Source organism: Streptomyces sp. NPDC002851 (assembly GCF_053591935.1).
On sequence record NZ_JBSFUT010000010.1, the window covers coordinates 50,245 to 73,001 of the forward strand.

Sequence of the window (22,757 nt, forward strand, 5' to 3'; positions counted from 1 at the left end):
GTCCTCAGACGCCGGACGGGCTGGATTGTTGGGCCCGCCCCGGGGTGTTGCCGGGGCGGGCCCTGGTGCGTTCTAGCCGGTCGTCCGCGACCGATGGCAGACGTACGCGAGCGTGCCCAGAAGGAGCCGCGCCTGCGGCGGCCGGGTGGCCGAGTCGAGGGACGGGGGCCGCAGCCAGTGGGCCGGGCCGCGGCCGCCGCGGTCCGAGGGCGGGGCCGTGATGTGCTCGCCGGGGCCGAGGCCGCGCAGGTCGAGGCCGGTGTCGTCCCAGCCCATGCGGTAGAGCAGCGCCGGGAGTTCGGCGGCGGCGCCGGGGGCGACGAAGAACTGGGCGCGGCCGTCGGGCGTCGCGGAGACCGGGCCGAGCGGGATGCCCATGCGCTCCATCCGGACCAGGGCGCGACGCCCGGCAGGCTCGGCGACCTCAAGGACGTCGAAGGCGCGGCCGGTCGGGAGCAGGACCGCGGCGCCGGGGAACTCGCCCCAGACGCGGGTGACTTCGTCGAGCGTGGCACCGGCAGGGGTTCCGGGGGCGAAGTCCAGCGGGTGCGCGCCCGGCGCCGGGCAGTCGGCCGTGCCGCAGGAGCAGCGGCCGTCGACGGCGCGGGCCCCCGGGACCGCGTCCCAGCCCCAGAGGCCGGTGAACTCGGCCACCACCGTGGCCACCCCGGTGCTGCCGGATGCGCGGCCGCGGCGGCGTGAGCCGACCCGCACGGGCCGCCCCACAGGCCGGAGTTCGCGGATTCCGCGGCTGCCGCCGATCGTGAAGCCCATGCCCCCTCCAACGGGTCGAACGCACCACTGGTTACGAGCCGGAGTGACCCGGTGGCCGTGCGTGACCCCGGGCGTGGCGCCCGGCCGCGGCGGTGGATCCGTGCCCGCCGCGGTGGATCCATGCCTCGCCACGCGTCACGAGCGCCCGCCGGGGGGTGCGCACGGTGCCGTGCGCCCCTGTCGTGCACCGTTCCGCCCACTGCCGACTGTCCGGTGTCAAGTCAATCGCGTGTGGCCGCCAAGGGGTTCATTCGAAGGGGTGGCGAATGGTGGCGTTTATGGAATCGCCCTCGCCGGGAGCGTGATCGTAGGATTACTTTCGGTACACGAACCCCGGGGCTGCTCGCACCCGGGGGTATGCCGGAGGCAACTCGGCTTCATGTTCGACGGGTGACAACCGTCGGACGCGCAGGCGGAACTCCCGGCATTCTGTTAGGGCTTGGCGCACATCGCGTACGACCGGACGCGCACCGCGTACAGCACACGCATACAAGAATCTTGAGGGATGGGGGCGTTCCCAGTGGGCGGTAACGGCAGCAGCGGAAGCCACGCTGACAAGCGCCCCAACGAACAGCTGAGTTCATGGTTCGTGCGCAGCGGCTGGTCCAAGGGCGAGCTCGCCCGCCAGGTCAACCGCCGGGCCCGCCAGATGGGCGCCAACCACATTTCCACCGACACCTCACGGGTGCGCCGCTGGCTCGACGGCGAGCAACCCCGCGAGCCGATCCCGCGGATCCTCTCCGAGCTGTTCTCCGAGCGCTTCGGTTCCGTCGTCGCCATCGAGGACCTCGGCCTGCGCACCGCCCACCAGTCGCCGTCGCTCACCGGCGTCGACCTGCCCTGGACCGGCCACCAGACCGTCGAGCTGATCGGCGAGTTCTCGCGCAGCGACCTGATGCTCGCCCGCCGCGGCTTCCTCGGCACCTCGCTCGCGCTCTCCGCCGGGCCCGCGCTCATCGAGCCCATGCAGCGGTGGCTGGTGCCCACGCCCGCCGTGGCCGCCGAGCGCCAACAGGCCGGGGACGTCACGCCGTTGCGCCGCGCCTCCAAACTCTCCAAGCCGGAACTCGACCTGCTCGAGTCCACCACCGTGATGTTCCGCCAGTGGGACGCCCAGTGCGGCGGCGGGCTGCGTCGCAAGGCCGTCGTCGGCCAGCTGCACGAGGTCACCGACCTGCTGCAGGAGCCGCAGCCCCCGGCCACACAGCAGCGCCTCTTCAAGATCGCTGGTGAACTGGCCGAACTGGCCGGGTGGATGAGCTACGACGTGGGGCTCCAGCCCACCGCGCAGAAATACTTCGTCCTCGCCCTGCACGCCGCCAAGGAATCCGGCGACAAGCCCCTCGGTGCGTACATCCTGTCCAGCATGGGCCGCCAGATGATCCACCTCGGCCGCCCCGACGACGCCCTGGAGCTCATCCACCTCGCCCAGTACGGCAGCCGCGACACCGCGTCCCCGCGCACCCAGGCCATGCTGTATGCGATGGAGGCCCGCGCCTACGCCAATATGGGCAACCCCAGCAGGACCAAGCGCGCCGTGCGGATGGCCGAGGACACCTTCGCCGACGCCGAGGAATTCCGCGAGCGCGAGCCCGACTGGATCCGCTTCTTCTCCGAGGCCGAGCTCAACGCCGAGAACGCCCACTCGTACCGCGATCTCGCCTACGTCGCCGGACGCTCCCCGACGTACGCCTCGCTCGCCCAGCCCGCCATGGAACGGGCCGTCGAACTCTTCAGCACCGATACCGAGCACCAGCGGTCGTACGCACTCAACCTGATCGGCATGGCCACCGTGCACCTGCTCCAGAAGGAGCCCGAGCACGGCGTGGTGCTCGCCGAGAAGGCCCTCGGCATCGCCAAGAAGGTCCGCTCGGAGCGGGTCAACACCCGGCTCCGCAAGACCGTCGACAGCGCCATGCGGAACTTCGGCGAGGTCAGTGAGGTCGTCCACCTCACCGACCAGCTCGCCGTCCACCTGCCCGAATCCGCGGAGGCCGGCTGACCGACCCCGCCCCCAGGACCCCGGCCGCGGCCGGACCATCCCTAACAGCCCGACTCGGCTCCCCCCGCGCCAAGTCAGCAGGATGGCCCGCCCGCGGCCGGACCCCTTTTGCGGCTAAACCGCCGCCGCTCTCGCGGACCTGGTTGCTCCTCGTCGTGGTTTCTCCATTGATGGTTGCGGTGCCGGGAGGGTATGAGAGGGCGGCCGCGCTGCGCGGGCAATTCATCCACCCGTAACACGCCCGACCTCTTCGTCACTGCGGCGAAACATCGAGGGGCATCGGCCGAAACGGCGCTGCGCCAATCTCTGGACACGATCACCGGCCCACCCCTCATGACCGCTCAGGCACCGCCCGCACGGGCCGTAACGACGACGAGGAGACGCAGATGCCCCCAGGCATCACGCTTGCCGCAGAGGCCCCCCAGCTCTCTGCCGCCAACACCGGATTCATGCTCATCTGCTCCGCCATGGTGATGCTGATGACGCCCGGCCTCGCCTTCTTCTACGGAGGCATGGTCCGGGTGAAGTCCACCCTGAACATGCTGATGATGAGCTTCATCAGCCTTGGGATCGTCACCATCCTGTGGGTGCTCTACGGCTTCTCCATGGCCTTCGGCACCGACATCGGGTCCCTCGTCGGCTGGAACAGCGACTTCCTCGGGCTCAGCGGCATCGGCCTGAACGAACTCTGGGGCGAGACCACCATCCCCATCTATGTGTTCGCCGTCTTCCAGCTGATGTTCGCGATCATCACGCCCGCGCTGATCAGCGGCGCCCTCGCGGACCGCGTCAAGTTCACCGCTTGGGCCCTGTTCATCGCCCTGTGGGTCACCATCGTCTACTTCCCGGTCGCGCACTGGGTCTGGGGCGACGGCGGCTGGCTGTTCGACCTCGAGGTCATCGACTTCGCCGGTGGTACCGCCGTGCACATCAACGCCGGTGCCGCGGCGCTCGGCGTCATCCTCGTGATCGGCAAGCGGATCGGCTTCAAGAAGGACCCGATGCGGCCGCACAGCCTGCCGCTCGTCATGCTCGGCGCCGCCCTCCTGTGGTTCGGCTGGTTCGGCTTCAACGCCGGCTCCTGGCTCGGCAACGACGACGGCGTCGGCTCCGTGATGTTCGTCAACACCCAGGTCGCCACCGCCGCCGCCATGCTCGCCTGGCTCCTCTACGAGAAGCTCCGGCACGGTGCCTTCACCACCCTCGGCGCCGCCTCCGGCGCGGTCGCGGGCCTCGTCGCCATCACCCCGGCAGGCGGCTCGGTCTCCCCGCTCGGCGCGATCGCCGTCGGCGCCATCTCCGGCCTCCTGTGCGCCATGGCCGTCGGCCTCAAGTACAAGTTCGGCTACGACGACTCGCTCGACGTCGTCGGCGTCCACCTCGTCGGCGGTGTGATCGGCTCCCTGCTCGTCGGCTTCTTCGCCACCGGCGGCGTCCAGTCCGAGGCCAAGGGCCTGTTCTACGGCGGCGGCCTGGACCAGCTCGGCAAGCAGGCCATCGGAGTCGTCGCGGTCCTCGCCTACTCGCTCATCGTCTCTGCCATCCTCGCCTTCGTCATCGACAAGACGATCGGCATGCGGGTCTCCGAGGACGACGAGGTCTCCGGCCTCGACCAGGTCGAGCACGCCGAGACCGCGTACGACTTCAGCGGCGCGGGCGGCGGCACGGCCCCCCGTACCGCCGCGGTCCCCGCACCCCCCGGAACCGGGGCCGACTCGCAGCAGACGCAGGCGCAGAACAAGAAGGTGGACGCATGAAGCTCATCACCGCGGTCGTCAAGCCGCACCGGCTCGACGAGATCAAGGAGGCCCTCCAGGCGTTCGGCGTCCAGGGACTCACCGTCACCGAGGCCAGCGGCTACGGACGGCAGCGCGGCCACACCGAGGTCTACCGGGGCGCCGAGTACACCGTCGACCTCGTACCGAAGATCCGTATCGAGGTCCTGGTCTCCGACGACGACGCCGAAGAACTCGTCGAGGTCATGGTCAAGGCCGCCCGCACCGGCAAGATCGGCGACGGCAAGGTCTGGAGCATCCCGGTCGATACGGCCGTACGGGTGCGCACCGGCGAGCGCGGCCCGGACGCGCTCTGAGCGACGGCTATACGCGTGTACGTGTTCAGGTAACTGAGCACGTGTGAACGACAAGGAGCTGCTGGGTGACGAGCCTCGACGTCAAGTCCAAAACGGAAGACTCCGGCCCCAGCGGCTACGCGGCGGCCCGGCTGCGCCTCCTCCAAGGAGAGGCGCAGTCCGGGCCGCCGCGCCGTGCCGCCCTCGCGAAGCTCACCGACGACTGGCTCGCCGAGCTCTTCACCGGCGCCGCGGCCGAGCTCGGCGACCGCGGCGAGCTCAGGGGCGCCGCCCTCGTCGCAGTCGGCGGCTACGGGCGCGGCGAACTCTCCCCACGCAGCGACCTCGACCTGCTGCTCCTGCACGACGGCAGCGCCGACCGCGGCACCCTCGCCGCACTCGCCGACCGCATCTGGTACCCCGTCTGGGACCTCGGCCTCGCCCTCGACCACTCCGTCCGCACCCCCGGCGAGGCCCGGAAGACCGCGGGCGACGACCTCAAGGTGCAGCTCGGGCTGCTCGACGCCCGGCACGTCGCCGGCGACCTCGGCCTCACCACCGGGCTGCGCACCACCGTCCTCGCCGACTGGCGCAACCAGGCCCCCAAGAAACTCCCCGCCGTGCGCGAACTCTGCGCCGAACGCGCCGACCGCCAGGGCGAGTTGCAGTTCCTGCTCGAACCCGACCTCAAGGAGGCCCGCGGCGGCCTGCGCGACGCCACCGCCCTGCGCGCCGTCGCCGCCTCCTGGCTCGCCGACGCCCCGCGCGCCGGGCTCGACGAGGCCCGACGGCGCCTCCTCGACGCACGCGACGCACTCCACCTCACCACCGGCCGCGCCACCGACCGGCTCGCCCTTCAGGAACAGGACCAGGTCGCCACCGAGCTCGGCCTCCTCGACGCCGACAGCCTCCTGCGCCAGGTCTACGAGGCGGCCCGCACCGTGTCCTACGCCAGCGACGTCACCTGGCGCGAGGTCGGCCGCGTGCTGCGCGCCCGCCGCTCCCGGCCCCGGCTGCGCTCGCTGCTCGGCGGGGGCGGCAGCCGCCCGGCCCCGGAGCGCACCCCGCTCGCCGAGGGCGTCGTCGAACAGGACGGCGAGGTGGTGCTCGCTCGCACCGCCCGGCCCGAACGCGACCCCGTCCTGCCGCTCCGTGCCGCCGCCGCGGCCGCCCAGGCCGGGCTCCCGCTCTCCCTGCACGCGGTACGCCGCCTCGCCGCCGCCGGACGCCCACTGACCGCGCCCTGGCCCGCCGAGGCCCGCGAACTGCTCGTCACCCTGCTCGGCGCGGGCCGCGCCACCGTGCCGGTATGGGAGGCCCTGGAGGCGGAGGGCCTGATCAGCCGGGTGCTCCCGGACTGGGAGCGGGTGCGCTGCCGCCCGCAGCGCAACCCCGTACACACCTGGACCGTCGATCGGCACCTCGTCGAGACCGCCGTCCAAGCCGCCGACCTCACCCGGCGCGTGGGCCGCCCCGACCTGCTCCTCGTCGCCGCGCTCCTGCACGACATCGGCAAGGGCTGGCCCGGTGACCACTCGGAAGCGGGCGAGGTCATCGCGCGGGACGTGGCCGCCCGGATCGGCTTCGACCGCGACGACGTCGCCGTACTCGGCTGCCTCGTACGCCACCACCTGCTCCTGATCGAGACGGCGACCCGGCGCGACCTGGACGACCCGGCCACCGTCCGGGCCGTCGCCGAGAAGATCGGCTCCACCTCGACCCTGGAGCTCCTGCACGCCCTGACCGAGGCGGACGCCCGCGCCACCGGGCCCGCCGCCTGGTCGACGTGGCGCGGCTCGCTCGTCGCCGACCTGGTCAAGCGGGTCGGCGCGGTGCTCGCCGGGGACCCGCCGCCGGAACCCGCCGCCGCGCCGCCGACCGCCGAGCAGGAACGGCTCGCCGTCGAGGCGTACCGCAGCGGCGGCCCCGTGCTCGCCCTGCGGGCCCAGACCGAGGCGGCCGAGCCCGGCGCCGACGAACCGCTCGGCGTCGAGCTGGAGATCGCGGTGCCGGACCAGGCGGGCGTCCTGCCCGCCGTGGCCGGGGTGCTCGCGATGCACCGGCTCACCGTGCGAACCGCGGAACTCAGCGTGATGGGCCTGCCGGACGGCGTGCCCGGCGACGGACCCTCCGGCTCCGTGCTCTTCCTGGACTGGCGGGTCGCCGCCGAGTACGGCTCGCTGCCGCAGGCCGCCCGGCTCCGGGCCGACCTGGTGCGGGCGCTCGACGGCTCCCTGGACATCCCCGGCCGCCTCGCCGAGCGGGAGGCCGCCGGTCCGCGGCGCCGTGGCGCGCCCGCGCCCCCGCCCCGGGTGACGGTGGCACCGGCCGCATCCCGGCTCGCCACGGTCATCGAGGTACGGGCCCAGGACGCCCCCGGTCTGCTGCACCGCATCGGGCGGGCCCTGGAGGCCGCCGACGTACGGGTGCGCAGTGCGCATGTCAGCACGCTGGGAGCGAACGCGGTGGACGCGTTCTATGTCACAGGACCGGACGGGACACCGCTGCCGGGGGCGGAGGCGGCGGCTGTGGCGCGGGGCCTCGAGGAGGCATTGCGGGGCTGACGGGACACCTGTTTCCCTGACTGTCCGGATGCCCGCACCCGGGCGCCCGGTCGAGCCCGGGTCCTTGGTGGTCCGGGATACCCTGGAGGGCGACCTGTCCGCCCGTACCCGACCTGAGGATTCGCGACCGCCGTGTTCGACACTCTCTCCGATCGCCTCGCAGCGACATTCAAGAATCTCCGTGGCAAGGGGCGGCTGTCCGAGGCGGACATCGACGCCACGGCGCGCGAGATCCGTATCGCCCTCCTCGAGGCCGACGTCGCGCTGCCCGTCGTCCGCGCCTTCATCAAGCAGATCAAGGAGCGGGCCCTCGGCGCCGAGGTCTCGCAGGCCCTCAACCCGGCCCAGCAGGTCATCAAGATCGTCAACGAGGAGCTCATCGGCATCCTCGGCGGCGAGACCCGGCGCCTCCGCTTCGCCAAGACCGCGCCGACCGTGATCATGCTCGCGGGTCTGCAGGGTGCCGGTAAGACCACCCTCGCGGGCAAGCTGGGCCGCTGGCTCAAGAGCCAGGGCCACGCCCCGCTGCTCGTCGCCTGTGACCTCCAGCGGCCGAACGCCGTGAACCAGCTGTCCGTCGTCGCCGAGCGCGCCGACGTCGGTATCTACGCCCCCGAGCCGGGCAACGGCGTCGGCGACCCGGTGCAGGTCGCCAAGGACTCCATCGAGTACGCCCGCTCCAAGCAGCACGACATCGTCATCGTCGACACCGCGGGCCGCCTCGGTATCGACCAGGAGATGATGCAGCAGGCCGCGGACATCCGCGACGCGGTCTCCCCGGACGAGGTCCTCTTCATCGTCGACGCGATGATCGGTCAGGACGCGGTCAACACCGCCGAGGCCTTCCGCGACGGCGTCGGCTTCGACGGCGTGGTGCTCTCGAAGCTCGACGGTGACGCCCGCGGTGGTGCGGCGCTCTCCATCGCGCACGTCACCGGCAAGCAGATCATGTTCGCCTCCAACGGCGAGAAGCTGGACGACTTCGACGCGTTCCACCCGGACCGGATGGCGTCCCGCATCCTCGGCATGGGCGACATGCTCTCGCTGATCGAGAAGGCCGAGCAGACCTTCTCGCAGCAAGAGGCCGAGAAGATGGCGGCCAAGCTCCAGAAGGGTCCCAAGGAGTTCACGCTCGACGACTTCCTGGCCCAGATGGAGCAGGTCAGGAAGATGGGCTCCATCTCCAAGCTGCTCGGCATGCTGCCCGGCATGGCGCAGATGAAGGACCAGATCAACAACCTCGACGAGCGGGACGTGGACCGCACCGCGGCCATCATCAAGTCGATGACGCCCGCCGAGCGCTCCGAGCCGACCATCATCAACGGCTCGCGCCGGGCCCGTATCGCGCGCGGCTCCGGTGTCGACGTGAGCGCCGTGAAGAACCTCGTGGAGCGGTTCTTCGAGGCCCGCAAGATGATGTCGAAGATGGCGCAGGGCGGCGGCATGCCGGGGATGCCCGGGGTACCGGGCATGGGCGGCGGCCCGGGCCGGCAGAAGAAGCAGAAGAAGCAGGCCAAGGGCAAGCAGCGCTCGGGCAACCCGATGAAGCGCAAGCAGCAGGAGCAGGAGGCCGCGGCGCGGCGCCAGCAGGCGGCGCAGCAGCCGGGCGGGGCGTTCGGCCTTCCGGCCGGGGGCGACCAGGGGAAGGACTTCGAACTTCCCGACGAGTTCAAGAAGTTCATGGGCTGAGCCCGGCTTCCGGGTATCCGCTGGGGCGCCATTTCGGGCGTCCCTTCGGGAGCCTCTCCGGGCGTACCGGGACGGGGACAGGGCCCGGGTCACCTCGTGGTGGCCCGGGCTCCGCCGTGCCGGGCGTCTTTGGTGGCTGGTGCGCTGCCGCGTCGGGTTTCCTGTGCCGTCCCGCCTCATTTCCTCTTCCTCGCCTTTCATGTCGCTCCCCGCATCACGCCGGGCACCGCGCCGGGCATCGCTTCCGGCGCCCAGCCGAGGAGCCCGGCCCCGTTCGCCAAGCCCCCGACGTCCAGCCCAAGGGCAGCCGCCGCCGTCGCGCCGACGTCCGCCAACGACGCCGCGTCCGGCAGGAGTTCGAGGCCCGGGGCCTCGGGGCGATGGATGAGGACCGGGACGTACTCGCGGGTGTGGTACGCGTGTCCGATCGTCGGGTCGTTCCCGTGGTCCCCGGTGACGATCAGCCGGTCCCCGGGCCGATCGAGGACCGAGAGCAGCTCCGCCAGGCCTTCGTCCGCCCGCTCCAGGACCTCGCCGAAGCGGCGTACGTCCTGCTGATGGCCCGCGAGGTCGGTCTCCTGGACGTTGGCGACGACCAGGCATGGCTGCCTGCTGGGGCCCGGTTCGCCGACTGCGGCCAGAGTGTGCGCCATGACCTCCGCCGTGGGTACCGCGGGACGGCGTACCGCCTCGGGGCACTCCAGGATGTCCGCGGCCTTGCCGACCAGGGTCACCGGCACCCCGGCCCGCGCGGCGAGCGACGGCAGCTGCCGGGTGTGGTCCAACTCGGCGCCCAGATGCTGGACTTGTAGTCCGTCCCCCAGGTAGAAGCCGCTCGCCGGGGTGTCCAGGCCCACCGTGCCGACGTCCCCTTCACGGACGTACGTGGGAAGGGAACGCTCCGCGTGGCCGCCCACCGCGATGACCCGGGCGACCGGGGCCACTCCCCGCACCGTGCGGGCTATCGACACGATCCGGTCGAAGGGGACGTCCTCCAGGCGGCCGGAGGCGTTCCAGTTGATGCCCGGGTCGGCCTCCAGGTTGTCGTGCACCAGGACGGCTCCGTCGACCACCAACAGCGGCCTGTCGTCCAGGGGTTCGGCGCGGTGGCCCGCCGCGCGCAGCGCCGCCGTCACCTCGTCCAGGTGCTCGCCGAGCCGGGCCACCGTCACCTTGCTGAAGTCGGCGCCCATCAGGGTCTGGTGGCCCGCGAAAGTGTCCGCGCCCGGGTAGCCGAGCGCCGCCCGACCGGCCGCCACCGGGAGCGCGGTGCGGCGGGGCAGGTCCTGGTGCGGGTGCACCAGGCCCAGGCCGAGCGCGCCGAGCGCGGGCAGCCGCAGCGGACGGCCGAACAGTGCACGGCACCGGTCGAGCAGATGCCCGCAGGTGTCGGCGGCCAGGTCGCCGGGGCGCAGGGCACCGGCGTCCGGCATGGCGCCGACCCCGAAGCCGTCGAGCACGACGATGACGGTCCTGCCCGTCCCGCCCATGGCCTGGTCCTCTCCGTAGTGGCCCATGTGTCGGTCTTCCCAGAGCCTGTTGTGGCGGTCTTCTCGGGGTTGGGTCGTGTGCCGGTACTGCCCCGGTTGGCTCGTGCGCCGGTCGTGCCCGGGGTGGCTCGTGCGCCGGTCGTGTCCGAGGTAGCTCGTGCAGTTCGTGTCCCGGTTCTCTGTCTGTCCGCTCATGACCGGGCCTCTCCGTGCGGGCGGCCGAGCGCGTCGTACAGGCCGAGCAGGCGTGGCATCCCGTGGGCGAGCCCGGCGACGACCGCCACGTTGCTGCGGGTCACGAAGATCTGGGTGCGGAAGGCGAGGAGCGCCGTATCACCGGCCCGTGCCGCTGCCGCGCCGCTCCCGTTGCCTGCTGGTCGTCTCAGGAGGCGGTAGTAGTCGATGTTCTCCGCCGGTGCGTCCTGCACCCGCAGGCGTGCCCCGGTGCGGGGCAGCAGCGCCTCCGTCACACCCCCTCGCGGGTAGAAGCCGCCTCCGAAGAGCGCCGGGCGGCCGTCAGCGAGGGTGTGGGCGACCTCGGTGACGTACACGTAGGCCGGTTTCTCCGGCTGCTGCGGGTCGTGCGCGTGCAGCGGTGTGGTGCCGGTCAGGGCGTGGCCCGGTTCGCCGTGCGTCGCGCCGTGCGCGGCGAGCAGCGGCAGCGTGGCCGCGCAGGTGGCGCTCGGCGCGCTCAACTTCAGGTCGGTGTGGCCGCGATCCGCGAGCAACTCCCGGGCCCTGAGCGCGAGTTCGAAGTTCGGCGTGGGCTCGGGGAGGTCGGTCACCGGGTCGCACAGGATGCACGGGAAGGCCGTCACACCCGCGATCCGCACCCCGTCCAGCCGCTCCACGGCCTCGGCGAACGCGTCGAGCCCGGCAAGCGGCACGCCACCCTCCTGCCCCGGGTAGGCCGAACCCTCGGCGCCCTCCACGCGAACCAACACATCCTGAGCGATGCCGAGTTCACAGGCCGCTTCAGCGACCGCGCGGGCATTGTCCAGGTCGAAGACGGTGACCGCCTCGGGGCGCCAGGCCAGCATCTCGGGCAGTGCCCGGCGCGGGATCTGCACCAGGTGGCCGAGGTTTCCGGCCCGCGCGCCCGCGGCGTGCAGGGCGTGGGCCTCGGGCGGGTCGATCGCCGCGAACTGCGGGATGTGCCGGGCGATGGCACGGATCAGCTCCGGGTTGCGGCCGAACTGCTTGACCACGAACCACAGGGTGAGCCCGAGCCGTTCGGCTCTCGCGGCCAGCAGCGCGGCATTGGCCTCGATGGCGTCCAGGTCCAGGACGTATGTGTCCGGCGGGATCGCGCCGGAGTGGTGCAACGCGGCCGCCGCGTCGGCCAGTTCGGGGTTGCGGGTGAGTACGGTGTTCAGGAACACGGTCTGTCCTAGGTGGTGCTGGGGGGAGCCGCGGGGCGCCCCTCGAGGGAGTTGTGCAGATCGCGCAGCGCGCGGCGCAGGATGTCGAGGACGAGGTCGGCACCGGCCCGCATCGGGTTGATCCGTACGGTCCAGTCGGCGAGTTCGGGGGCGTCCTCCAGGGCCGAGCCGGACATCCGGTAGAAGAGCGGGGCCACTTCGTAGCGGGAGTTGGAGCCGACGGGGTAGGGCGCGGCGCCGTGCCGGGCCGCGGCTTCGGGCAGCGCGCGGGCGACGGGTCTGTCCAGGCGTACGAGAAGACAGCGGTCCTGTGCGTTGACGAGCCGTACCTCGGCGACCCCCGCGACCTCTCCGGCCGTGAGCCGCTCGGCGACCTCGGCGCCGACCTGCGACTGCACCGCCCACATCACCGGCACGTGGGTGAGCGTGCGCAGCGCGTCGAGCGCCTGGTGGCCCTGGACCTGGCCGCCGCCGGAGTAGTTGTCGCTCCGTACCCGTCCGACCAGGTCACGGGCGCCGATGACGGCACCCACGCCCTCCGGCCCGTGCAGCTTGAACAGCGAGAAGCAGGAGGCGTCGGCCCCGAGCTGCACGCCGCAGGCGGGCACGCGCAGTACGGCGTAGTTGTCGTCGACGATCGTGCGCACCCCGAAGGCGCGGCAGGCCGCGAGCACCGCTCCCGGGTCGTAGGCGTCGGCCAGACGCTGCCGGGTGTGCTGGACGTACGCCCATGCGAACCGGCCGGATTCCAGGGCCCGTTGGAGGACGGCAGCGTTGTTGAAGTCGACCTCGACCGTCTCGACGCCCAGGCCGCGCAGGGTGACCTCGGTGGTGCGGTAGACCGGCGCTCGGTGGATCAGGAGCGACCCGGTGACCTCGGCCGCGGCGAGGGCGGCCCGGATCGCGCCGGTGCCCGCGCCCTGTACCAGCGCCGCGTCTTCGGCTCCGAAGAAGTCCGCCAGGACGGCCTCCACGCGCGCGGTGGTGCGCGGTCGGCCGATCCCGGGCACGACCCCGGCGTCCGCTTCGAAGAGCTGGGTGCCCTCGAAGTGGGTGGCGGTGCACTCCAGGAGCCGGAACTGCCGCGCGACGGCGTCCCGCAGCGGGACCGTGGGCAGCGGGAAGGTTTCCGGGAGCCGGGGCCCGGCCCCGTTGCCCTGCAGGGGATTCATGTCGGACCTCGGGAGGGTCATGGCAGTCGTCTGGACGGTCATGTCAGGGCTCCTCTGTGGCGCCGGTCAGAAACCGCACCGGATTGCGTCGGGTCATCAGGTCGATCAGGTCCTCGTCGACGCCCGCGGCACGGGCCTGCCCGAGGAACGTGCGGAACAGATGGCCGTACCCCTGGCCACCGGCCGACTCCAGATAGCCGTGGCGCGAGATGTCGCAGCTCAGCAGCACCCGGTCGGCGTGCCCGGCGTCCAGCAGGGCGAGCAGGAGCTTCAGCCGGGTCGCGTCGCTCTGGTAGCTCTCCTTGCCGACGGTGTCGAAGGCGACGTACGCCCCCGAGGCCGCCAACTCCCGGTGCACGGAGGGCTCGTCGAGCAGATCCTGGTGCCCGATGGAGATGCGGTGCGGGGCGAGCCCGGCACCGGTGAGCAGCTCCAATTGAGCGAGGCCGCCCTGGCCGAGCTGCGCGTGCGTGGCGACGGACAGGCCCGTGGATACGGCGGCGCGGGCGGCGGCGAGCAGCGTACGGGTCTCCGGCTCGCTCGGCCGGTCGCCGTGGCTGCCGACCTCGCCGATGACGCCGGGCCGGATGCCGGTCGCGCCGATACCGCCGGTGATCTCCTCGATCAGCACCCCGGCGAGCCGCTCGGCGCTCGCGTCGGCGATCTCCCCGGGGTGGAACGGCTCGTAGTACCAGCCCGTGGCCGCGACCACCGCGACCCCGGAGTCCCGGGCGATCCGGGCGAGGGCGACCGGGTCACGGCCCATACCGCGGCAGGTCAGCTCGACCACGAGGGAGAGCGCGAACTCCTCGCGCAGCACGGCGAGTTCCCGGACGATGAGCGGTCCGTGCGCGGCCGGGTCGAGCACCGCGGCACGGTGGCCGGTGCGGTCGAGGTCGAGGGCGAGATGCTCGTGAGCGAGGGCCGGACCCTGGATGTCGTTGGGGGAGAGCGGACCGAGGACGGTCTGCAGGTGGTTCATGACAGTGCCTTACGTCGCGAACGCTTGCGTGCCGCCGGGGGCCACCCCTGACCGGGGTGACGCGGACGGGATCACCTCATGACCGGGGTGATGCGGTGGGTCACCCTTGGTCAGGGTGACGCCGTAGGTTTCACCCCTTGACGGGGGTGAACAGGTCAAGCCAGTACAGGATGTTGAGAATCACGCCGCCGACGATCACCGCCGTCGGCGCGGCCGCCATCTTCACCACGGGACGCCCCATCGCCTCGTTGAGGAGATAGAGCCCGCCGCAGATGAGGATCCCGAGCCCGCCGCCCATCTGGTGGGCGGCCATGAGCGAACCGAAGAGGATCGCGAGCCCGAGTGCCTCACCGATGGCGCTGCGCAGGTACTCCGAGGAGTCCCGGACGCTGGGCAGCTTGCCGAGGGCCTTGCCGACGGAGGACAGGGCGAGCACCTCCACGGCGAAGACCGCCGCGCCCGCGACCGCCGCAAGCACCGGGTTCGGCATCAGATACCCGATCGGGTAGGCGAGCGTGAAACCCGCGATGCCGTACGCGCCCGAGGCGAGCGCCGTCGTCGCGATCAGCGGTACGAAGCCGAACATCCGGTAGAAGTCGACCTGCGCGGCCTCCGCGTACTCCCCCTTGGCGATGAGGAAACTGGTGGCCTCACCGCCGCCGAATATCTTCATCTGCGCCAGGACACAGACGCCCGCGCCGAGCACCATGAACAGCGGCAGATATCTGCGCAGTCGGGCCGCGCTCGCGCTGAACAGCGAGGTCATCGGGTCCTCGACGCCCTCGGGCAGCCCCCGCGGGACCTCCGCGGCCTCGTCCGCCTTGCGCTGCTTGACGTCCTTGGTGACCGCGAACCCGATCAGCATCAGCACGCCCACCGCCATGGCCAGCGCCCCGGCGAACATCGTCGGCCACAGCTTCATCGTCAGGACGACCAGGGCGAGTTCGACCGCACCGACGATGCCGCCCCGCAGCCGCCCGAACTGCTTGGTGACCGCGAGCACCGGGAACAGCGTGAACAGGAACAGGATCGGCGTCGACATCTGCTGCATGGCGGTCAGGAAGTCGACCGGCAGATCGTGCGCCACCGCATTGGCGCCGTTCAGGCCGAAGACCACCACCGCGCCCCAGCCCGCGCCGAGCAGCGGCGCCAGCCACTTCCTCGGCGCCAGGATGCCGAGGACGTCGGTCGGCAGGAAAAGCAGCCACGGGTTGAGCACCCCGGAGGCCAGCGCCATCGGCGCGCCCAGGCCGAAGATGAACCCCGCAGAGAGACCGAAGGACACCGCTGTGGTCGCGTTGCGCGTCGTACGCCCCTGGATGAAGTCGAGCATGAAGGGCCGTACGCCGTCGTTGAAGACGGCGAGCGCCAGGTGCGATATGAACGCGGTCAGCGCGCACAGGGCGATGACCATCAGTTGCTGCGGCAGCGAGAAGGCGAGGCCGGCGTCCGCGGCGATGTGGGTGTCGAGGCTCACGGGATCACTCCTTTGTGCCCGGAGGGGAATTCAGGCCGGAGGGGAGTTCAGGACAGGGCGGCTGTTCCCCGGGGGGAGGGGGAGGAGTCCAGGGGCGCGCCTTACGCGGGCGGCGTCAGGCGCGTGAGGCGATGCCGCGAGCGAGGAGCGGGGCGAGGCTCTCTATCTGGTCCATGGCGAACCCGAAGACCTTCTTGCCCTGCTCCAGGAGCGCCGCGACCTCGTCCTGGCTCGGCACGGACCGCCCGAAAGTGTGACAGGCAGGCTGTCCCATCAGTCCGACGAGTACACCGAGGGAGGCACCGGCGCCGGTGTGGCAGGTGCCGAGGAAGTAGTCGGCCTGCCCGGCGCGCAGCTGTATCGCGGCGTCCATGTCGCTGGAGACGGCCACCTCCACGCCATCCAGGGCGAGGTTCCTGACGGCCTCGGCGACCTCGGTCTTGGCGACGCCACCGGTGAGGATCTTCGGCATGGCTGTGGTCCCTTCAGAAGCGGTTCGGGTCGGCCCGACTGGGTTCGGACGGGCCGGACTGCGGTCAAGCTCACGGCGGGCTGGGGGAGTTCAGCGTCCGGTGTGCTGGGTGAGCGCGGCGAGGTGTATCCCCAGGAAGGTGACCTCGGAGTCGGGGAGCGCGGCACCGAGCTCCCGCTGCGCACGCAGGGCGACGACGCGGGCCCGGTCGACGGCCTCGGGATGCGCGGCGAGCTCCGCGGTGACCTGCTCGTCCGTGGGGAACTGCTCGATGGGCTCGCCGTTCACCAAGCGGGTGAGCGCCATCATGAGATGGCTGGTCAGCATCCCGGCGGACTTCTCGGTGACGGCCTTGCCCTCGGCAGCCAGGGCCGCGAGCTCGTCGGTCACGAACTCGGCTACTCGGGGCGGCACTTGGCCGCCGTCGCGGAACAGTTGGATGCGGAGCGCGAGCTGGTCGTCCATGGCTTTCCTTCCGTTGAGGCAGACAGTAACCGGGATTCTGGATTCTCCGAGAGGGGCGGGAAGTCCCGTTCTTTCCTGGGTCTTGCGGGGTGGTCTTGCAAGGCATGTGCCGAACGGGCAGGGGCTTAGGTGGGGTGGTCGTCCCCGGGTTACGCCGCCCTGTCGCGTCGTGTGTCGATCACGGTAGACCGATCCGCCGGATCACATCCGGAATGCTGTATTCCTGTGGATAACCACACGACTGACGGGATGTCAGTTAAAGGAGGTGCGGGAGAGAGCGGTGTGAAAGCAGTAAGAGGGCGGAGAGAGCGGCAAGGTCGGCGTCAGTACGACGGGATCCGCTCCCCGCGCACCACCTCGTCCTGCAGCGTGGTGACGAGTGGCAGGTCGAGGCCTTCGCGCACCGCGGCGAGCGTCCCGCCCCCGACTCCGCTCCCCAGACCCTCCGGATCCTTCCGGCCCACCAGGGCCGCGGCCGAGTTGCGCAGCGACAGCTCCCGGGTGACCTCGTCGGCGAGCGGCAGCACCTCCACCACGTCCTCGCCGAGTCGGCCCTGGATCTCGTCCACGTTCCAGACAGTGGCGTCGACTTCACCGCGCAGGAACAGGTCGCGCAGCTGCATGTACGAGGCGTCGATCCACGCGATGTCGGTGCGCCCGGCGAAAATCCGCTCGGCGAGCAGCGTCTGGTCCTCGGAGGTGCGGTCGACGGCGACCCGCAGGCCCGGCGCCTTCAGGTCGGTGCCACGGCGCAGCAGCAGCCCGTGTGCCCCGACATAGGTGGCCGGGCCGAAGTCGGTGACCAGTTCGATCGGATGCCGGTCGAGCAGCCGGTCGGCGGCGAGCCGGGAGAGCACCACCAGGTCGACCTTGCCCTCGAGCAGTGCACCTACCCGCGTACCGGCGCCGCGCATGAACGTGATCGCGAAGGGCGCCCCGGCCGCCTCGAAGGCGCCCCGCAGGCCCGTGGCCAGACCTTCGTAACGCCGCGAGTACGGCAGTGGCATCGCGGCGAGCAGGGTGCCCAGGCCGGACAGGCGCCACAGTATGGCCCGGTCGGCGCGGACCAGGAAGGTGCCGAGGTGGCCGCGGGCCTGCGTCGCGATCGCCCCGGAAGCCTCCAGAAGCTGGAGCGCCGCCTGCACGGTGCCGTTGCCGACGCGGAGTTCCTGGGCGAGGTCGCGGACCCGGGGGAGCCGGGTGTCCGGCTCGTGGCTGAGCAGCAGGACCGCCAGCTTGCGGGCGGTGAGGCCGTTACGGGTCAGAAGGCGCTCGTCGAATCCGCTGGCGAAACCGTTCACCAACCGACAGTAACCAGGATCCTGGATATAGCCAAGGGGTGTCGTTCGCTCGCCGTGCACCTGAGGTCGAGGCTCGATATGCCTGAATAGCCCGTTACGCCAATAATGGCGGGCGTGACCAGCCCTGTGCCGCCCCGCGACCGCACCGATCAGCCCTGGCGCTCCGAGGGTGCGCCGCCACCGCCGCCACCGAAGAAGAAGATGAACTGGTGGAGCCTGCTGTGGACCGCGCTGATCGTCTATCTCGTCACCAATCTGCTGCTCACCCTCTTCGGCGGCGACAAGCCCGAGTCGATCTCCTACACCGAGTTCAACAAGCAGATCACCTCGGGCAACGTGGAGAAGGTCTACTCCAAGGGTGACCAGATCCAGGGCGACCTGAAGAAGGCCGCGGACGTCCCCGACGGCGGCAAGGGCACGTACGACGTCTTCACCACACAGCGCCCGAGCTTCGCCGATGACAAGCTCTGGGACGAGCTGACCAAGCAGAACGTCACCGTCACCGCCGAACCGGTCCACAAGGAGCCCAGCCTCCTCAGCAACCTGCTCCTCTCGCTGCTGCCGATCCTGCTCCTGGTCGCCCTGTGGGTGTTCATGGCCCGGCGGATGGCCGCGGGTATGGGCGGCGCGGGCGGCATGCTCGGCAGAAAACAGCCGCCCAAGCCGGTCGCCCTGGACGTCGGCAAGCGCACCACGTTCGCCGACGTCGCGGGCATCGACGAGGTCGAGGGCGAGCTCAACGACGTCGTCGACTTCCTCAAGAACCCCGACGCGTACCGCAGGATGGGCGCCAAGATGCCCCGCGGCGTGCTGCTCGCGGGCCCGCCCGGCACCGGTAAGACGCTGCTCGCGCGGGCCGTCGCGGGCGAGGCGGAGGTGCCGTTCTTCTCGGCGTCCGCCTCCGAGTTCATCGAGATGATCGTCGGCGTGGGCGCCTCGCGCGTACGCGAACTCTTCGCCGAAGCCCGCAAGGTGGCCCCGTCGATCATCTTCATCGACGAGATCGACACCATCGGCCGGGCCCGCGGCGGCGGCTCCGGCATGGGCGGCCACGACGAGCGCGAGCAGACCCTGAACCAGATCCTCACCGAGATGGACGGCTTCACCGGCTCGGAGGGCGTCGTCGTGATCGCCGCCACGAACCGCGCCGACGTCCTCGACCCAGCCCTCACCCGGCCCGGCCGCTTCGACCGCACCGTCATGGTCAGCCCGCCCGACCGCAAGGGCCGCGAGGCGATCCTGGAGATCCACACCCGCGACATTCCGCTCGCCGTCGACGTCGACCTTGCCCAAGTCGCCCGTACGACACCGGGGATGACCGGTGCCGAGCTGGCCAACCTCGCCAACGAGGCGGCCCTCCTCGCCGTCAAGCGCAAGCAGCCCAAGGTCAACCAGTCCGACATCTCCGACGCCCTGGAGAAGGTCCAACTCGGCGCCGAGCGGCCCCTGGTGATGCCCGCCGAGGAGCGCCGCCGCACCGCGTACCACGAGAGCGGGCACGCCCTGCTCGGCATGCTGCAGCCGGGCGCCGACCCGGTCCGCAAGATCACCATCGTGCCGCGCGGCCGCGCCCTCGGCGTCACGCTGTCCACGCCGGAATCCGACAAGTACGCGTACACCGAGGAGTATCTGCGCGGCCGCATCATCGGCGCGCTCGGCGGCATGGCGGCCGAGCAGGTCGTCTTCGGCGTCGTCACGACCGGCGCCGAGAACGACCTGGAACAGGTCACCAAGATCGCTCGCGGGATGGTCGGCCGCTGGGGCATGAGCGAGCGCGTCGGCCGCCTCTCCGCGCTGCCCGACGACGCGCAGCAGGCATACGGGCTGGCCGCCGCGCCCTCGACCCTCGACACCGTCGACAGCGAGATGCGCCGCATCGTCGACGAGTGCTACGACAGCGCCTGCCGCCAACTCCGCGACCACCGCGACAAACTGGACGCCCTGGCGGCAGCGCTCCTCGCCAACGAGACCCTGGAGGAGGAGGACGCCTACCGCGCGGCCGGCATCGCACGCCTGCACAAGGGGGAGTGACCCGCTCAGTGGCCGCTACGGGGACGTCGCCTCTATAGGGACGGAAAAACGGAAAACCGTCTCCCCTAACGGGTATGGGCGATGACGTACCGGAACACATTGGGCATCCACACCGTCCCGTCCCCACGGACATATGGATGCAGCGCCTCCGTCAACTCCTTCTCCACCTGCTCCGGTTCGGTTGCACGCATCGCCGCGTCGAAGAGCCCGGTGGACAGCAGTCCGCGCACCGCGCTCGCCGTGTCGGCGTACCCGAACGGGCAGGCGACCCGCCCCGCGCCGTCCGGTCGCAGCCCGGCCCTCGCGGCGACCGCCGCCAGATCGTCCCGGAGCTCCGGGCGCCGGCTCTCCTCGTCGCGCAGCGGATCCGCGAGCCGGCTCGCCACCTTCAGGACGGACGAGGCGGCGCAGTGCTCCGGTGGGCCCCAGCCGGTCAGCACCACCGGGGTGCCGGGGCCGCCGAGCGGAGCCGCCCGCTCCAGGGACGCCGCGACCCCCTCCGCGTCCCCGGCCGCACACCCGATTGGCTGAAAGGCGGTGATGAGGTTGTACGCGGGCAGATCCGGTTCGGCCGCCGCCTCGGGCTCCCCGTGGAACAGCCGGGCGCACTCACCCCGCCCCGCCCCATGGCCGTCGGACGCGCCCGCCCCGCCGAGTTCCTGGCGGAGCAGCCGCTCCCGGGCCAGGGCGAGTAGCTCGGGCGCCGCCGCTTCGATCCCGGTCACCACGGCGCCGCGCGCCGCGGCCAACAGCAGGGCGAGCCCGGAGCCGCAGCCGATGCCGAGCAGCCGGGTGCCGGTGCCCACCTCGAACCGCTCGTACACCGCCTCGTAGAGCGGCACCAGCATGCGTTCCTGGATCTCGGCCCAGTCACGCGCGCGTGCACCCGCGGCCGCGGGGCGGGCCGCCGTTCTGTCCGAGTGCGGGAGGTGCGGCTGCGCGAGCGTAGGTGTCATCGAAAGCGCCCCCATCACGGAGTGAAGCCGGGATGATGCCTGGGATGCGGTGCGGTGTGGTGCACGGAGATGCCACGGTGCCGTGCGCCGACGCCGCGGTTCGCGGTGCCGCACGCCGACGACCGGCGTTTCAACGGTGCTGTGTTGATGCGGGTGGTCCGCCCCCGTGCCTGCGCGATCGAACTCCCTGTAAGCCAGGAAACTCGTCATCTCCGGTCGCGTCCAGGGGTGTTCGCGCATTGCTTGCGTGCCCCCGGCGTGCGCCCCTCGCGAGAGCTTCGGACGGGCCGCGCGGGTGCCCTCGGCTGCGTCGCTCCGCGCAGGCCGCGCCGTACCATGCGCGCCATGGCAAAGGCTCCCGTACTCACGCCGCGGGCGGACGACTTTCCCCGCTGGTACCAGGACCTGATCACCAAGGCCGAGCTGGCCGACAACGGCCCGGTGCGCGGCACCATGGTCATCCGTCCGTACGGCTACGGCCTGTGGGAGCGGATGCAGCAGGAGATGGACGCCCGCATCAAAGATGCGGGTGCCGAGAACGCCTACTTCCCGCTCTTCATCCCGCAGTCGTATCTGACCAAGGAGGCCGACCACGTCGAGGGCTTCGCGCCCGAGCTCGCGGTCGTCACGCACGGCGGCGGTAAGGACCTCGAAGAGCCGGTCGTCGTCCGCCCCACCTCCGAGACGGTCATCAACGAATACTTCGCCAAGTGGGTGCAGAGCTACCGGGACCTGCCCCTGCTCATCAACCAGTGGGCGAACGTGGTGCGTTGGGAGATGCGCCCGCGGGTCTTTCTACGTACCACCGAATTTCTCTGGCAGGAGGGCCACACCGCCCACGCCACATACGAGGACGCCCGGGACTACGCCGCGTACATCCACAAGGAGGTGTACGCCGACTTCATGACCAACGTCCTCGGCATCGACGTCGTCCTCGGCCGTAAGACCCCCAGCGAGCGGTTCGCCGGCGCCATCAACACCCTCACCCTGGAGGGCATGATGGGCGACGGAAAGGCCCTACAGCTGGGCACCAGCCACGAGCTCGGCACCAACTTCTCCAAGGCCTTCGGCACCAGCTACCTGTCCAAGGACGGCGCCCAGGAGCTCGTCTGGCAGACCTCCTGGGGCACCTCCACACGTATGGTCGGCGGCCTGATCATGGCCCACGGCGACGACAACGGCCTCCGTGTGCCGCCCCGGGCCGCCCACATCCAGGTCGTCGTCATGGCCATCAAGGGCGACGAGGCCGTCACCAAGGTCCGTGAGCTCGGCGACCGACTCAGGGCCGCGGGCCTGCGCGTCCACGTCGACGACCGGGTCGACACCCCCTTCGGGCGGCGCGCGGTCGACTGGGAGCTCAAGGGCGTCCCCGTACGCGTCGAGATCGGCCCGCGCGACCTGGAGGCAGGCACCGCGATGCTGGCCCGCCGCATCCCCGGCGGCAAGGCGCCCGTCGGCCTCGACCGCCTGCCCGGACTGCTGCCCCAGGTCCTGGAGGACGACCAGGCGCAGCTCCTGCGCGAGTCCCGGGAACACCGCGAGGCCCGTACTCAGGACGTGACCACCGCCGAGGAGGCCGTCGAGGCCGCCGCCAGCGGCTGGGCCCGCATCCCGTGGGCCGACCTCGGCCCCGCAGGCGAGACCGCGCTCGCCGAACACGCGGTGACCGTACGGTGTCTGGTCACCGAGGACGGGGCGGTGCCGGAGTCGGATGACGCACCCGGTACGGTCGCCGTGGTGGGACGCGCGTACTGAACGCCCCCTCATCGACGGAACGGCAAACCCGGCGTGCGCAGTTGCTCTACGCGCCGGGTTGCGCGCGCCCGTGATGACTGCGTGGACGCGCGCTACGTACCACCTTGGTGTGAGCTGTGAGCCTTCTCCGCAGATCAGCGCACCCGCCCTCGTCCGGACGTATCAGCGGCAACT

At 71.4% G+C, this 22,757-nt stretch carries 17 protein-coding genes; 7 read left to right on the top strand and 10 right to left on the bottom strand.

Annotation, left to right across the window (positions count from 1 at the left end; all coding sequences use genetic code 11):
* Positions 1-72 precede the first annotated feature (72 nt).
* Positions 73-774, bottom strand: a complete 702-nt coding sequence (locus tag ACWD10_RS13250) for a bifunctional DNA primase/polymerase (protein WP_451090150.1) — start codon at positions 772-774, stop codon at positions 73-75.
* Positions 775-1,294: 520 nt separating this feature from the next.
* Here ACWD10_RS13250 and nsdA point away from each other — a divergent pair.
* From nsdA to ffh, 5 genes are all read left to right on the top strand, one after another.
* Entirely contained in the window at positions 1,295-2,776 is a 1,482-nt protein-coding gene (gene nsdA, locus ACWD10_RS13255) for a transcriptional repressor NsdA (RefSeq protein ID WP_451090402.1), read from the top strand.
* A 386-nt stretch (positions 2,777-3,162) separates the two neighbouring features.
* Positions 3,163-4,533: an ammonium transporter gene (locus tag ACWD10_RS13260; RefSeq protein WP_451090152.1), complete on the top strand. Its 1,371-nt coding sequence runs from the start codon at positions 3,163-3,165 to the stop codon at positions 4,531-4,533.
* A complete protein-coding gene (locus ACWD10_RS13265) occupies positions 4,530-4,868 on the top strand; it encodes a P-II family nitrogen regulator (RefSeq protein ID WP_451090154.1) in 339 nt (112 codons plus the stop codon). The genes ACWD10_RS13260 and ACWD10_RS13265 overlap by 4 nt, the downstream gene beginning before the upstream one ends.
* A gap of 65 nt (positions 4,869-4,933) precedes the next feature.
* A complete protein-coding gene (locus ACWD10_RS13270) occupies positions 4,934-7,411 on the top strand; it encodes a [protein-PII] uridylyltransferase (protein WP_451090156.1) in 2,478 nt (825 codons plus the stop codon).
* Positions 7,412-7,543: 132 nt separating this feature from the next.
* Positions 7,544-9,100 (top strand): signal recognition particle protein, encoded by a 1,557-nt coding sequence (gene ffh / locus ACWD10_RS13275; protein ID WP_451090158.1) that lies wholly within the window; start codon positions 7,544-7,546, stop codon positions 9,098-9,100.
* 197 nt (positions 9,101-9,297) lie between these two features.
* Here ffh and ACWD10_RS13280 read toward each other — a convergent pair whose 3' ends face one another.
* From ACWD10_RS13280 to yhfZ, 8 genes are all read right to left on the bottom strand, one after another.
* Positions 9,298-10,617, bottom strand: coding sequence for a phosphopentomutase (locus ACWD10_RS13280; RefSeq protein ID WP_451090160.1), 1,320 nt, complete (start codon positions 10,615-10,617; stop codon positions 9,298-9,300).
* 164 nt (positions 10,618-10,781) lie between these two features.
* Complete coding sequence (locus tag ACWD10_RS13285; RefSeq protein WP_451090162.1) at positions 10,782-11,972, bottom strand: alanine racemase; 1,191 nt, start codon at positions 11,970-11,972, stop codon at positions 10,782-10,784.
* 8 nt (positions 11,973-11,980) lie between these two features.
* The gene (locus ACWD10_RS13290; protein WP_451090404.1) at positions 11,981-13,144 is read right to left on the bottom strand and encodes an aminotransferase class V-fold PLP-dependent enzyme; all 1,164 of its coding nucleotides are present in this window, start codon (positions 13,142-13,144) and stop codon (positions 11,981-11,983) included.
* Between the two features lie 43 nt (positions 13,145-13,187).
* The gene (locus tag ACWD10_RS13295) at positions 13,188-14,126 is read right to left on the bottom strand and encodes a phosphotriesterase family protein (RefSeq protein ID WP_451090164.1); all 939 of its coding nucleotides are present in this window, start codon (positions 14,124-14,126) and stop codon (positions 13,188-13,190) included.
* 130 nt (positions 14,127-14,256) lie between these two features.
* Entirely contained in the window at positions 14,257-15,540 is a 1,284-nt protein-coding gene (locus ACWD10_RS13300) for a YhfT family protein (protein ID WP_451090406.1), read from the bottom strand.
* 178 nt (positions 15,541-15,718) lie between these two features.
* Positions 15,719-16,075, bottom strand: coding sequence for a DUF2620 domain-containing protein (locus ACWD10_RS13305; RefSeq protein WP_451090166.1), 357 nt, complete (start codon positions 16,073-16,075; stop codon positions 15,719-15,721).
* Between the two features lie 90 nt (positions 16,076-16,165).
* Positions 16,166-16,540 carry a PRD domain-containing protein gene (locus tag ACWD10_RS13310; RefSeq protein ID WP_451090168.1) on the bottom strand — a complete coding sequence of 125 codons (375 nt, stop codon included), beginning with the start codon at positions 16,538-16,540 and terminating at the stop codon, positions 16,166-16,168.
* Positions 16,541-16,863: 323 nt separating this feature from the next.
* Positions 16,864-17,841 carry a GntR family transcriptional regulator YhfZ gene (yhfZ, locus tag ACWD10_RS13315; RefSeq protein ID WP_451090170.1) on the bottom strand — a complete coding sequence of 326 codons (978 nt, stop codon included), beginning with the start codon at positions 17,839-17,841 and terminating at the stop codon, positions 16,864-16,866.
* A gap of 114 nt (positions 17,842-17,955) precedes the next feature.
* Here yhfZ and ftsH point away from each other — a divergent pair, with 114 nt between their 5' ends.
* A complete protein-coding gene (gene ftsH, locus ACWD10_RS13320; protein ID WP_451090172.1) occupies positions 17,956-19,872 on the top strand; it encodes an ATP-dependent zinc metalloprotease FtsH in 1,917 nt (638 codons plus the stop codon).
* A 65-nt stretch (positions 19,873-19,937) separates the two neighbouring features.
* On the opposite strand, the gene ACWD10_RS13325 is transcribed toward ftsH, so the two are convergent.
* A complete protein-coding gene (locus ACWD10_RS13325) occupies positions 19,938-20,828 on the bottom strand; it encodes an SAM-dependent methyltransferase (RefSeq protein WP_451090174.1) in 891 nt (296 codons plus the stop codon).
* A 345-nt stretch (positions 20,829-21,173) separates the two neighbouring features.
* Here ACWD10_RS13325 and proS point away from each other — a divergent pair, with 345 nt between their 5' ends.
* On the top strand, positions 21,174-22,583 hold the full coding sequence (gene proS / locus ACWD10_RS13330) for a proline--tRNA ligase (RefSeq protein WP_451090176.1): 1,410 nt from the start codon (positions 21,174-21,176) through the stop codon (positions 22,581-22,583).
* Positions 22,584-22,757 lie beyond the last annotated feature (174 nt).